The sequence below is a fragment of the Variovorax sp. UC122_21 genome (assembly GCF_044056785.1).
GTDB lineage: Bacteria > Pseudomonadota > Gammaproteobacteria > Burkholderiales > Burkholderiaceae_C > Variovorax.
Genome location: NZ_CP172004.1, coordinates 3,910,566 through 3,922,380, shown reverse-complemented (window position 1 = coordinate 3,922,380; position 11,815 = coordinate 3,910,566). Strand labels below are relative to the sequence as shown.

The 11,815-nt window shown below is 71.9% G+C and carries 14 protein-coding genes; 4 read left to right on the top strand and 10 right to left on the bottom strand.

Translation table 11 applies throughout. The features are described 5' to 3' along the window. Nucleotides 1–144: 144 nt before the first annotated feature. A complete protein-coding gene (locus ACHMXE_RS30995) occupies nucleotides 145–525 on the top strand; it encodes a hypothetical protein (RefSeq protein WP_057598380.1) in 381 nt (126 codons plus the stop codon). A gap of 153 nt (nucleotides 526–678) precedes the next feature. Here ACHMXE_RS30995 and ACHMXE_RS30990 read toward each other — a convergent pair whose 3' ends face one another. Beyond that, nucleotides 679–1,062 (bottom strand): DUF427 domain-containing protein, encoded by a 384-nt coding sequence (locus tag ACHMXE_RS30990; protein WP_209540819.1) that lies wholly within the window; start codon nucleotides 1,060–1,062, stop codon nucleotides 679–681. 117 nt (nucleotides 1,063–1,179) lie between these two features. Next, entirely contained in the window at nucleotides 1,180–2,016 is an 837-nt protein-coding gene (locus tag ACHMXE_RS30985) for an SDR family NAD(P)-dependent oxidoreductase (RefSeq protein ID WP_395347919.1), read from the bottom strand. 110 nt (nucleotides 2,017–2,126) lie between these two features. On the opposite strand from ACHMXE_RS30985, the gene ACHMXE_RS30980 reads away from it, so the two are divergent. Both ACHMXE_RS30980 and ACHMXE_RS30975 read left to right on the top strand, forming a co-directional pair. Further along, a complete protein-coding gene (locus tag ACHMXE_RS30980) occupies nucleotides 2,127–3,080 on the top strand; it encodes a GlxA family transcriptional regulator (RefSeq protein WP_395347918.1) in 954 nt (317 codons plus the stop codon). A gap of 41 nt (nucleotides 3,081–3,121) precedes the next feature. Further along, on the top strand, nucleotides 3,122–3,652 hold the full coding sequence (locus ACHMXE_RS30975) for a DUF2878 family protein (protein WP_209540816.1): 531 nt from the start codon (nucleotides 3,122–3,124) through the stop codon (nucleotides 3,650–3,652). Between the two features lie 3 nt (nucleotides 3,653–3,655). On the opposite strand, the gene ACHMXE_RS30970 is transcribed toward ACHMXE_RS30975, so the two are convergent. Further along, nucleotides 3,656–4,288 carry an FMN-dependent NADH-azoreductase gene (locus ACHMXE_RS30970; protein WP_395347916.1) on the bottom strand — a complete coding sequence of 211 codons (633 nt, stop codon included), beginning with the start codon at nucleotides 4,286–4,288 and terminating at the stop codon, nucleotides 3,656–3,658. Between the two features lie 5 nt (nucleotides 4,289–4,293). Next, a complete protein-coding gene (locus ACHMXE_RS30965) occupies nucleotides 4,294–4,611 on the bottom strand; it encodes a DMT family transporter (RefSeq protein ID WP_395347915.1) in 318 nt (105 codons plus the stop codon). A 102-nt stretch (nucleotides 4,612–4,713) separates the two neighbouring features. On the opposite strand from ACHMXE_RS30965, the gene ACHMXE_RS30960 reads away from it, so the two are divergent. Next, on the top strand, nucleotides 4,714–5,109 hold the full coding sequence (locus ACHMXE_RS30960) for a winged helix-turn-helix transcriptional regulator (RefSeq protein WP_395347913.1): 396 nt from the start codon (nucleotides 4,714–4,716) through the stop codon (nucleotides 5,107–5,109). A gap of 119 nt (nucleotides 5,110–5,228) precedes the next feature. Here ACHMXE_RS30960 and ACHMXE_RS30955 read toward each other — a convergent pair whose 3' ends face one another. The 6 genes from ACHMXE_RS30955 to iaaH form a co-directional block, all read right to left on the bottom strand. Then, complete coding sequence (locus tag ACHMXE_RS30955; RefSeq protein WP_395347911.1) at nucleotides 5,229–6,236, bottom strand: tripartite tricarboxylate transporter substrate binding protein; 1,008 nt, start codon at nucleotides 6,234–6,236, stop codon at nucleotides 5,229–5,231. A gap of 47 nt (nucleotides 6,237–6,283) precedes the next feature. Next, nucleotides 6,284–7,081 (bottom strand): alpha/beta fold hydrolase, encoded by a 798-nt coding sequence (locus ACHMXE_RS30950; RefSeq protein WP_395347910.1) that lies wholly within the window; start codon nucleotides 7,079–7,081, stop codon nucleotides 6,284–6,286. Nucleotides 7,082–7,219: 138 nt separating this feature from the next. Further along, on the bottom strand, nucleotides 7,220–8,089 hold the full coding sequence (locus tag ACHMXE_RS30945; protein WP_395347908.1) for a shikimate dehydrogenase family protein: 870 nt from the start codon (nucleotides 8,087–8,089) through the stop codon (nucleotides 7,220–7,222). Then, nucleotides 8,076–8,918 carry a sugar phosphate isomerase/epimerase family protein gene (locus ACHMXE_RS30940; protein WP_395347907.1) on the bottom strand — a complete coding sequence of 281 codons (843 nt, stop codon included), beginning with the start codon at nucleotides 8,916–8,918 and terminating at the stop codon, nucleotides 8,076–8,078. The genes ACHMXE_RS30945 and ACHMXE_RS30940 overlap by 14 nt, the downstream gene beginning before the upstream one ends. Then, a complete protein-coding gene (locus ACHMXE_RS30935; RefSeq protein ID WP_395347906.1) occupies nucleotides 8,918–10,324 on the bottom strand; it encodes an FAD-dependent oxidoreductase in 1,407 nt (468 codons plus the stop codon). Before ACHMXE_RS30935 ends, ACHMXE_RS30940 begins: the two co-directional genes overlap by 1 nt. An 8-nt stretch (nucleotides 10,325–10,332) precedes the next feature. Continuing rightward, entirely contained in the window at nucleotides 10,333–11,811 is a 1,479-nt protein-coding gene (gene iaaH / locus ACHMXE_RS30930; protein WP_395347905.1) for an indoleacetamide hydrolase, read from the bottom strand. Nucleotides 11,812–11,815: the final 4 nt, after the last annotated feature.

The window sequence follows — 11,815 nt, the reverse complement described above, 5'->3', positions numbered from 1 at the left end:
CGCCGACTCCAAGACAAGCAGAAGGCAGCGACTGATCTGGGTGAACAGGCACTGACGAGGTGGCCGCCCCCGAAGGGACGGCGCCCCCCAAGACCGGTTCGAATCATCCAAAGTCAAGTCACAAGAATTGAAGGAATACTCAAAATGAACGCCTCGAAGCTCCTCTCCGCCGTTGCCCTCTCCCTGCTCGCCGCTGCCGGTGCAGCCCATGCAGAAACCTATGAGGGCGTGCATCCCCTGACCTCGGCCGCCAGCCGCGCCGAAGTCGCCGGCCAGGCCGTCATCGCCGCTCGCAGCGCCGACCCCTATGCCGAAGGCGCCAACGCCGGCCCGGCCCAGGTGATCGTGTCGCAGACCAGCCGTGCCGCCGTGCGTGCCGAAGCGGTTGCTGCTGCACACAGCGACAACCCCTACGCCGAAGGCGCTTCGTCGGGCGTGGCTCCGCTGGTCGCCAGCACCGTGGACCGCAATGCGGTGCGCGCACAAGCCCGTGCTGCTGCTCGCGGCGACTCGCTGCCGCTGTAATCGGCACCGGGAACTCGGTCGCATCGCGGGGGCAGCCCCTGCGGTGAGGCCAGCGGTTCAAACAAAAAGAAGCCGGCCCTTGCGAAAGCAGGGGCCGGCTTCTTCTTTGGCGCTGCGCCATCGCGCCGATCGACGGTGAAGGAGGTCCGACAGTCAGCCCGCCCGCTCTTCGACCCCATCCACCCGATCCACATAGAACGCCACATGGTCCTTGATCCCCGCCACCGCGTCATACGGCGACTCGTAGGTCCACACCGCATTGACCGAGCGCTCCCCGCCGGCCGGGATGCTGAAGTAGTTGCATTCGCCCTTGTACGGGCAGTAGGTGGTGTGCGTGCTGCGCTCGAGCAGCGACATGTCGACGTCGGCGCGCGGGATGTACTGCACGGCCGGGTACGAGGCCTCGCGCAGGGTGAGGGCGGCGCGGGTGTCGGCGATGGTGTGGCCGGCGAGCGTCACGACCACGCGCGCGGGATTGGGCGCGACGGTGATCGGATGGTCGGGGCCGGGGATCTTGATGCTTCGGGGGCTGTTCATGGGGCGGGCTCCTGAGGATGGCCGGCCATCTTGCCGCCGGGCGGGTGGGGCCGCGCCGCCCGCGCGAATCCACCTGCCCGCGCCAAGGTCAAGGCGCGGGCCGCGAGCGCGCGCCGCTCAGGCTGCTGTTGCTGTCGCCGCCTTCGCGTAGCGCGACGCCGGCACGCTGCGCGACAGGTTCGGGCCCAGCGCCTGGCGCGCGGCGTCGAAGCGCTTCCAGTCTTCGACGTCGGGCAGCGAGGGGATGGTGATCAGCTCGCCCGCGTCGAAGCCGGCCAGCGCGCTGTCGACCAGGTCCTCGGCCGACATCACGATCTCCTGCGGCAGGTGCTCCACCGGCACGCCCGCGATGCCCCAGAAGTCGGTGCGCGTCGCGCCCGGCAGCACGGCCTGCACCTTCACGCCCTTGGCGCCGAGCTCGTGGTGCAGCGACTGGCTCAGGTTGACCACGTAGGCCTTGCTGCCGCTGTAGCTGCCGTTGAGCAGCTCGGGCGAGAGCGCGACGATCGAGGCGATGTTGATCAGCGCGCCGCCGCCGCGCGCGACGAAGCCCGGCGCCACGGCGCGCGTGAGGCGCGTGAGCGCGACCACGTTGAGCTGGATCATGGTGTCGATCTGGTCGGGGTCGGAATCGAGCAGGGTCGCGGTGGCGCCGAGGCCGGCGTTGTTGAGCAGCAGGGTGATGCGTTCGTCGGTACGCAGCCGCTCCTCGACCCGGCGCAGGTCGGCGGTGGCCGTGAGGTCGGCCGCGAGCACCTCGACGCGGCGGCCGGTCTCCCGCACCAGCCGTTCGGCCAGCGCCTCGAGGCGCTCCTTGTTGCGCGCGACCAGCACGAGGTCGTGGCCGCGGCGTGCGAGGCGCTCGGCGTAGACGGCGCCGATGCCGGTGGACGCGCCGGTGATCAGCGCGGTGCCCTTGCCGGGGGCGGAGATGGCGATGTCTTGCGAGCTCATGGGAAAGGTCCTTGGATGTCGAAGGGGATGAGGAAAGGTGGTTTGACAGCCAGGAGTTTGGGCCGGACACTGATGTCTCAAATGACATGTTTCCCTCGTTTAAAGACATCATGACCCAGCGCATCGGCCTCGTCGTCTTTCCCGGTTTCCAGATCCTCGACCTGGTCGCCCTCTCGGTCTTCGAGCTTGCGAACGCCGAGGCCGGGCGCACGGTCTACGAGCTCGAGGTGCTGTCGGAGCACGGCGGCCCGGTGGCCAGCACGGCCGGCGTCACGGTCGATTCGCGCGCCTTCGACCGGCGCCGCTTCGACACGCTGCTGGTCGCGGGCTCGACCACGGTGCCGCCGAGTTCGGACGGCCTGCTCGACTTCCTGCGCCGCGCGCTGCCGCGCACGCGGCGCCTGGGCAGCATCTGCACCGGCGCTTTCGTGCTGGCCGAGGCCGGCCTGCTCGACGGTCGCCGCGCCACCACGCACTGGCATTTCGCGCGCGAGCTGCAGCGCGGCTTCCCGGCCATCCGCGTGGAGGAGGACGGCATCTTCATCCAGGACGGCCCAGTCTGGACCTCGGCCGGCATGACCGCCTGCATCGACCTCGCGCTCGCGCTGGTCGAGGGCGACCTGGGCCTCGAGCTGTCGCGCTCGGTGGCGCGCAAGCTGGTGATCTACCACCGGCGCGCGGGCGGGCAGTCGCAGTTCTCGGCGCTGCTCGAGCTCGAACCGCGCACCGACCGCATCCAGCAGGCGCTCGACTATGCGAAGAAGAACCTGCACAAGAACCTCTCGGTCGACCAGCTCGCCGAGGTGGCGCACCTGAGCCCGCGCCAGTTCAGCCGTGCCTTCCTGGCCGAAACCGGCCAGTCGCCGGCGCGCGCGATCGAGAAGCTGCGCGTGGAGACCGCGCGCATCCTGATCGAGGAGGGCGGCCAGTCGGTCGACCGCATCGCGGCGCAGACCGGCTTCTCCGATCCCGAGCGCATGCGGCGCGCCTTCCACCGCGCCTTCGGCCAGCCGCCGCAGAGCCTGCGCCGCGCGGCGGCGCGCACGCACGCTCCCGCGATGTAGATCGCGGCATCCGGATCGCCGCGGCGCGCGTACCTGTTGCCATGACCGCCGTTCGGATTACCAATTTCGTCGTGTTCCAGCTCGCCTGGTTCGCGGCCGTGCTCGGCGCGGCGCATGGCCATCCGCTGTGGGGCACGGCCTGCGTCGCGGCGGCGATAGCCTGGCACCTGTGGGTATCGGCCCGGCCCGCGCAGGAGGCCCGGCTGGTGGCCATCGCCTGCGCGCTGGGCGTGGTGATCGAGACCGGCCATGCCCTCGGCGGGCTGGTGCGCTATCCCTCGGGCCAGCCGGTCGCGCAGCTCGCGCCGTACTGGATGGTCGCGCTGTGGGGCCTGTTCGCGATCGCGCTCAACGTCACCTTGCGCTGGCTGCGGCGGCGCTACCTGCTCGCGGCGGTGCTGGGCGCGGTCTGCGGGCCGGCGTCGTTCGTCGCGGGCGTGAAGCTGGGCGCGGCCCAGTTCGTCGACCGGGTGCCGGCGCTCGTGGTGCTGGCCGTCGTCTGGGCCGTGGCGATGCCGCTGCTGGTGTGGCTCGCGCAGCGCTTCGATGGCGTGGGCGAGCCGCCGCGCTAGAAGTTAGAAGTCGCGCGCGAGTTCGTCGGCCCGCGCCCTGGCGCGCGCGAGGTTGGCGGCCACCGCCTCGGGTGGCGCCAGCGTCGGCGCCACGGCCAGCTCCACCACGTCGACGATGCCGAGGAACTCGAGCCAGGTGCGCATGTACGGCTTCTGGAAATCGCGCGCATGCGAAGGCAGGCCCACCGGGTAGTCGCCCGCGCTCGAATAGACCAGCGCCGCGCGCTTGCCGTGCAGCAGGCCGGTGTAGCCCTCCTGCGCCGACCAGCGCCAGTTCTCGCCCGGCAGGGTCACGACGTCGATGTAGTGCTTCAGCCGGTAGGGCAGGCCGAAGTTCCACATCGGCAGGCTGAACACGTACTTGTCGGCCGCGTTGAACTCCTGCGCGAGGCGCACGGCGCGCCGCCAGTGGCGCCGCTGTTCGTCGGTGGCGGTCTGCGCGCGCAGCACCGCGAACTTGGCGTCGATCATGGTGGCGTCGAAGGGCGGCAGGTCGAGCGCCCAGACGTCGAGGGTGCGGATCTCGGCCGCGGGGTCGCGCTCGCGCAGCCGCTGCAGGAAATGTTGCGCCGTGTCGATCGAGCGCGAGCGCGCGCCCGAGGGCGAGGCCTGGATGTGGAGGATCGTCGAAGCCATGCCGCTCAGCCCTCCAGCGTGCGCAGGCCGACGGTGCCCGCCACCACCAGCGCGATGCAGGCCAGGCGCGGACCCGACAGCGCCTCGCCGAAGGCGAGCACGCCCATCAGCACCACGCCGACCGAGCCGATGCCGGTCCACACCGCATAGGCCGGGCCCAGCGGCAGATAGCGCAGTGACCTGGCGAGCAGGAAGATGCTCAGCAACGCGCTCGCCACGCCGACGACCGAGGGCCAGAGCCGGGTCCAGTCCTCCGAGCGCTTGAGCGCCGCGGCCATCGCGATCTCGACCAGGCCGGCCGCCAGCAGTAACAACCATCCCATGATCCGTTCCTCCGTTGTGTGCAGGGTTGATGTGGAAACGGATAATTCCGGCCCAGGCACCAAGCCACAAGTACGCACCTTCTGGTAACCATGGGAATCGCCATGCCCGCATCGAAGAAACCCGCCGCCGTGGCAGAGCCCGCGCCCGCCGACGTCTGGAGCGCCGGCTGCCCCTCGCGCCGCGTGCTCGAGCTCGTCGCCAACAAGTGGGCGCTGCTGATCATTCCGCTGCTGCGCGACCAGCCGCTGCGCAACAACGAACTGCTGCGCCGGGTCGGCGGCATCTCGCAGAAGATGCTGACGCAGACCCTGCGCGATCTCGAGATCAACGGCCTGGTGCTGCGCGAGGACCACCAGACCGTGCCGCCGCACGTCGAGTACCGGCTGAGCCCGCTGGGGCTGTCGCTGAGCCGCACGCTGATCGCGGTCGACCGCTGGGCCGAGGCCCACCACGCGGAGATCGACCGCGCGCGGCAGGCCGCGATCGCCGCGCTCTGAAGCTGGCGTTCAGAAGGTGTGAAGGAACCGTCGCGAGCGGCCCGAGGTCGCGTCGAGGACCGGAGCCGTACTCACGTACGGCGAGGACCGCAGATGCGAGATCGGGGCGCGCAGCAGGTTCATTCACTCCTTCTCAGTCGAGCGTGATGCCCACGCGCTTGATCACGCCGCCCCATTTCTCCGATTCGCTGCGCATCAGCCGCGCGAAGTCCTCGGGCGTGCCCGGCATCACGTCGCCGCCCGCGCCGGCCAGGCGCTGTGCCACGTCGGGCGCGGCCAGCACCTTCTGCAGCGAGGCATTCGAGCCGCTGCACCACAGGCTGCGGCGTGCCCTTGGGCGCGAGGATGCCGAACCAGCCGATGGCCTCGAAGCCCGGGTAGCCCGACTCGGCCACGGTCGGCAGCTCGGGCGCGATCGGCGAGCGCGTGGCGCTGGTGACCGCCAGCGCATGCAATCGGCCGGCCTTCACCAGCGGCATCGAGGTCACCATGGTGTCGAAGGCGAAGCTGACCTGGCCGCCCATCAGGTCGGTCAGCATCGGGCCCGCGCCCTGGTAGGGAATGTTCGAGATCTCGATGCCGGCTTGCGCCTTGAAGGCCTCCACCGCCAGGTGGGTGGTGCTCGCGCGCACGCCCGAGCCGTAGTTGATCTTGCCGGGCGCGGCCTTGGCGGCGGCCACCAGCTCCTTCATGTTCTTCGCGGCGAAGCGCGGATTGGCCACCACCATCAGCGGCGTGCGCGCGGCCGTGCCCACGGGCACGAGGTCGTTGAACACGTCGAAGCGCATGTCCTTGTAGAGGAAGTGGTTCACCACCACCGCGGTGCTGCCCATCAGCAGCGTGTAGCCGTCGGCCGTGCTCTTGGCCACGTAGTCGGCCGCGATGTTCTGCGAGGCGCCGGGCCGGTTCTCGACCAGCACCGGCTGGCGCAGGTCCTGCGCGAGCTTCTCGCCGACGATGCGCGCCGCGAGGTCGGCCGGCCCGCCGGGCGGGAAGCCCACCACCAGGTGGATCGGCTTCGAGGGATAGGCACCCTGCGCGATGGCGCACAGGGGCGCGGTCAGCGCGAGGCCGGCGGCGAGCAGCAGCGCGCGGCGCGGCGAAAGAAGGCGGTGGCGGAAAGTCATGGCATGTCTCCAGCAAGAGGGCGTGCGATGCGCCCTCGGGTTCGTGTTCAGGGGATGTGGCTCGGATGCGCGGCACTCGGCGAAGGCCAGTGCGCGCGCAGGAAGGGCAGCAGCTCGGCGAGCACCGCCTCGGGCGCTTCTTCCATCATCAGGTGGCCGCAGTCGATCTCGCCGCCACCCACGGGCGTGCCTTCGGCCGCCGCGTCGCGCCAGATGTGGACCGGCGTGCGTTCGGCCGGGAAGCGCCCGCGCTCCCACAGCACATGCACCGGGCAGCGCACGCGCTCGCCGGCGGCACGGCCGTGTTCGTCGTGCTCGAGGTCGATCGACGCGGCGGCGCGGTAGTCCTCGATCATCGCGTGGCGCACGCTCTCGCGCGAGAAGGCGCGCAGGTACTCGGCATGGGCCTCGGGCGTCACCGCGTCGAAGCGCCGCACCATGTTGCGCAGCGTCCAGTCGAGGAAGAAGGCCGGGTCGGCCGCGAGCAGGCGCTCGGGCAGGTCGAAGGGCTGGGCCAGCATGAACCAGTGCCAGCTCTTGAGGCCGAAGTCCTTGTTCGCGCGCGCCCACATCTCGACGGTGGGAATCACGGTGATCGAGCCGAAGGCCGCGACGCGTTGCGGATGGTCGAGGCACAGCCGGTGCGCCACGCGCGCGCCGCGGTCGTGGCCGATCACCGCGAAGCGCTCGAAGCCCAGCGCGCGCATCAGCGCCGCCTGGTCGGCCGCCACCGCGCGCTTGCTGTGCGCCGCGTGCAGCGGATCGCCGGGCGGGCCGAGGCTGTCGCCATAGCCGCGCAGGTCGGCCGCCACCACCGTGTAGTGGCGCGCGAGCACCGGCGCCACGCGGTGCCAGGCCGCATGCGTCTGCGGGTAGCCGTGGAGCAGCAGCAGGGGCGGGCCCGAGCCGCCGATCTCCGCGAAGATCCCGCGCCTCGCCCACGTCGACGAGGCGCGGCTCGAAGCCGTCGATGAAGGCGCGCGTCATGCCGTCACCTCCAGCCGCTCGGGCGCGATCGCGAGGATCGCGGGCTCGAAGAAATCGGCCATCAACCCGAGCTGCCGCTCCATCATGTGGCGGCCTTCGTGCGCGATGCAGCCGCGCTCGCGCGCCACCTGCAGCAGCGGCGTGACGGCCGGCGCCATGATGACCTCGGCCACCCAGAGGCCGGCGCGCAGCGCGCCGGCGGGCACGGGCAGTGGATCGTCCGCGCGCATGCCGACGGGCGTGGCGTTCACCAGCAGTTCGGCCTCGCCGGGCTCGCGGCCGTTCCAGGTGCCGGCCTCCACGCTATGCAGTTGCAGCTGCCGCGCGAGTGCCTCGGCCTTCGCCGCGTCGATGTCGCAGACACGCACCGAGCGCGCCCCGGCATCGGCGAGCGCGAAGGCAATGGCCGAGGCCGCGCCGCCCGCGCCCGCGATGCAGGCCGCGCGTCCGCGCGGATCGAAGCCCGCGGCGCGCAAGCCCGCCACGAAGCCGGTGCCATCGAGCAACTCGCCCTGCCAGCCGCCCTGGGCGGTGCGGCGCACCACGTTGGCGGCGTTGGCGCGCCGGGCGCCGGGCAGCAGGCCATCGCCGATCAGGTCCGCCACGCGCTGCTTGTGCGGCACGGTGACGATGAAGCCCGCGAGGTTGTGCAGCGTGAGCAGCGCGGGCAGCAGGGCCGCCACGTCGTCGGCGCGCACATGCACCGGCACCAGGACGGCATTGAGGCCCTGCTGCTGCAGCCGTGCCGTGAGCGGCGCGGGTGCCTTCACCTGCGCGACCGGGTCGCCGAGGATGCCGAGCACCGCGGTGCGGCCGTCGAGCCGCAGGGCGGGTTGAAGAGATGCGTGCGTGTCAGTGGAGGGCATGAGCGTGTTCCTGCTGCGGTCGTGCGGCGGCGTCGAGCCAGCGCCTGGCCGTGGTGTACGCCAGTTCGGCGCGCCTTGCCATGCCGAGGTGATGGCGGCGCACGGCCGAGGGTGCCTCGATCGACAGCACGGCGTCGGCCGCCACCGCATCGAGCACATCCGCCAGCGGCAGCGCGCCTTCGCCCGGCAGCAGGCGGTGCGCGCGCGCTTCCTCGCCGGGCGACAGGGCCGGATGGCGCCGCGCGGGCGCATCGCTGAACTGCGCCCAGCCGCGCGCGATTCCCGGCGTGCGCGCGATGCGATCGGCCGTCGCGCCGCTGCGAAAGAAGTGCAGCGTGTCGATAAGCACATGCACGTTTGATCGTCCGGTCTCGCGCACCAGCCGCAGCGCGGCATCGAGCGTGGGCACGGCCGTGTAGACCATGAACTCGAGCCCGAGCGAGAGGCCATGCGCACCCGCGATCTCGCCGAGCGCCGCGAGGTGGGCGGCGGCGCGCGCATGATCGTCGTCGTCGCCGTTCACCACCAGCCAGCGCGCGCCCAGCGACGCCGCCACGGCCAGCATCGGCTCGAAGCGCCGCGCCTCGAAGCCGGCCGACAGCCGCACCACCTCGACGTCGTGCACCGCCACGTCCAGCGCGCTCATCAGTGCGCGCGTCTCGGCCAACATCGGCGAGCCCTCGTGCATCGGATGCGGCGCCTCGCCCGGCCGGGCTGGATGCAGCCGCAGGCCGACCGAGCGGAATCCGGCCTCGCCGGCCGCGCGCACCAGCTCGCTCGGCGTGGCGTCGATCAGGCTCAGGTGCGCGAGCGACAGCGTGCGGCCCACTACAGCGTCCCCTCGAGCACGGCGCCGTCGGCGATCAGGGTGCGGCGCAGTCGCGCGCGGTCCACGTCGCGCACGTCGCCGCTCCAGCCGTCGTCGAGCGCGCACAGCGCCGCCGCGGTGCCGGCCGCCTGGCCCATCGCCATGCAGGTGCCCATCACGCGCACCGAGCTCTGCGCCTCGCGCGTGCTCGAGATGCAGCGCCCCGCCACCAGCAGCCGGCGCTGGCCGCGCGGCACCAGGCATTCGTAGGGGATGTCGTAGGAGCCGCCCTCGGCGATGGTCTCGTGCCGGTGGCCGTCGACCGCGAGGATGTCGAGCTCGTGGCCGCCCTTGGCAATGCCGTCGGCGCGCTTGCGGCCCTGCATGATGTCGGCCTCGTCGAGCACGTGCTCGCCGAGGATGCGCCGCGTCTCGCGCACGCCGATCTTCGGCGCCACCGCCGCCAGCGCCGCCTGCTCGAAGCCCGGCACGCGCCGGCGCAGGAAGGCCAGGCCCTGCGACACCTGTGCCATCAGCTGCGGCAGCGCTTCGCTCAGCGAGGCCGCGCGCGTGCCGTCCACGCCCGCGAGCTGGGTCGAGTTGATGCTGACCTCCTTGCGCGCGGTCGAGGTCGGCACGATCGCGAGCACCGAGGTCGGGTACATCTCGCCGGCATCGATCGCCTGCTTGAGCAGGCCCTGCGTGCCGCGCAGCAGCACCTTGGGGTGGCCCTGGGCGTACAGCGCCTCGGCGCACTGGCGCGCATCCATGCCCAGGCCCGGGTAGTCGCCGAGGCCGAAGTGCGTGGGGTTGTCGCGCACGAAGCGCAGCAGCGGCTCGGTCTCGACGCCGCACACGCGGTAGACCAGGCTCGGCGGCTGCAGCGCGCCGGTGCCGGGCGCGCCTTTCTCGCTCGGTGCGCCCGCGGCCACGGCCACGTCGCCGTCGCCCGAGCAGTCGATCACCACGCGCGCCGCGTACCAGGCCTCGCCGCCCTTGTGCATCAGCCGCACGCGGGTTTCCTCGCCATCGGTCTCGATGCCGCAGAAGAAGGCCTGCACGCGCAGGTGCACGCCGGCCTCGGCCACGGCCTGCATCACCGCGATCTTCATGAGCTCGGTGTCGAAGCACACCAGGTGCAGCGCGCGGTAGTCGAACACCGGGCCGATGTAGCCGCCCAGCGGCTTGAGCCGGTCGAGCAGCTCGGTGACCACGCCGCCCACGATCCAGTCGCCGCGCGTCGAGAGGCAGCCGAGCATCGAGATGCCGCTGATCAGCTCGCCGCCGATCATCGGCGCCGATTCGACCAGCAGGGTGCGCGCGCCGCCGCGCGCGGAAGAGATCGCGGCCGCCACGCCGGCGCTGCCGCCGCCGATCACGATCACGTCGAAGCGGTTCTCGCCGGGGATGTCTTGTCTTTGCGTCATGCCTTCTTTCATTGCTTGGGAGCCGGCAGCGCCGGGAAGATCGTTTCCATGCCCATCGCGATCGCGAGCAGCGCGCGGTCGCTGTTCCACAGGCCGTCGATGGCCAGGCCGATCGGCAGGCCCTCGTCGGACAGCGCGATCGGCACCGTCACGCCCGGCAGCACGGCCGTGCTGGTGGGGCCGGTGTTGGCGATGTAGGCGGCCAGCGTGCTGGTGGTGCGGCCATTGATCGTCACGCTCATCTCGGTGCCGCGGATCGGCAGCGCCGGCGCCAGCGTCACGGGGTAGAGCAGGGCGTCGAGCCGGTTGCTCTCGAACGCGCCGCGCAGCAGCGCCTGCAGCTTCGGCCGCTCGACCTTGAGCGCGGTCTCGTAGGCCTCGCGCGTCGGCGCGCTGGCCGACACGATGCGGTTGCGAAAGCCCGCCGCCACGTCGGGGCTCGCGATGTCGGCCACCAGCCGGTCGAGGCTCACGCCGGTCTTGTACTTCGCGAGAAAGGCGGCGATGCCCACGCGCGCCTCGTAGTCGGTGACCGGCGCGACCTTGGCCGCAACCTCGCGCAGCTGCGGGAGCTCGATCTCGACGATCTGCGCGCCCGCGCCCTTGAGCTTGTCGAGCGCGGCGTCGAAGGCGCGGCGCGTGGCCTCGTCGGCGTTGTCGTAGAAAGCTGCGCGCGCCACGCCCAGGCGCAGGCCGGCAGGCGGCTTCGGCTGCACCTCGCCGCGGCTGCCCGAAAGGATCTCGTCGAGCAGTGCCAGGTCGGCCACGCTGCGCGCCAGCGGGCCGATGGTGTCGCGTGCGGTCGAGACCGGCAGCACGCCTTCGCCCGAATAGCGGCCCGCGGTCGGTCGCAGCCCCACGATGCCGTTGAGCGCGGCCGGGATGCGCACCGAGCCACCGGTGTCGGTGCCGAGCGCGGCCGGCACGATGCGCGCGCCCACGGCCGCGCCCGAGCCGCCGCTGGAGCCGCCCGCGAAGCGGCTCGGGTCGTAGGCATTGCCCACCGCGCCATAGGCGAAGTTGTTGCCGGTGGCGCCGAAGGCCAGCTCGTGCAGGTTGAGCTTGCCGATCACGATCGCGCCCTCGGCGCGCAGCCGCGCCACGGCCGGCGCGTCCTGCGTCGCCACGTAGCCCTGCAGCGCGCGCGTGCCGCCGGTGAAGGGCAGGCCCTTGACGAGGATGTTGTCCTTGATCGCGACCGGCACGCCATGCAGCCGCCCGAGCCTGCGGCCCTGCGCCACGGCGCGGTCGGCCTCGGCGCAGGCGCGGCGCGCGCCGATGCGGTCGATAGTGATGAAGGCATGCAGGTCCTGGTGCAGGTCGGCCGCGCGCAGCGAGCGCTCGACCAGTTCGCAGCTGGTGGTGGTTTTCTCGCGGATCGCGGTGGCGGCCTCGAGCAGCGTGGGCATGGGCGCGGGCTGTGCGTGCGCGGCGCCGGCCAGTGCCAGGCATGCGATCGCCGCGGCGGGTTGTAGGATGAGCTTCATGGGA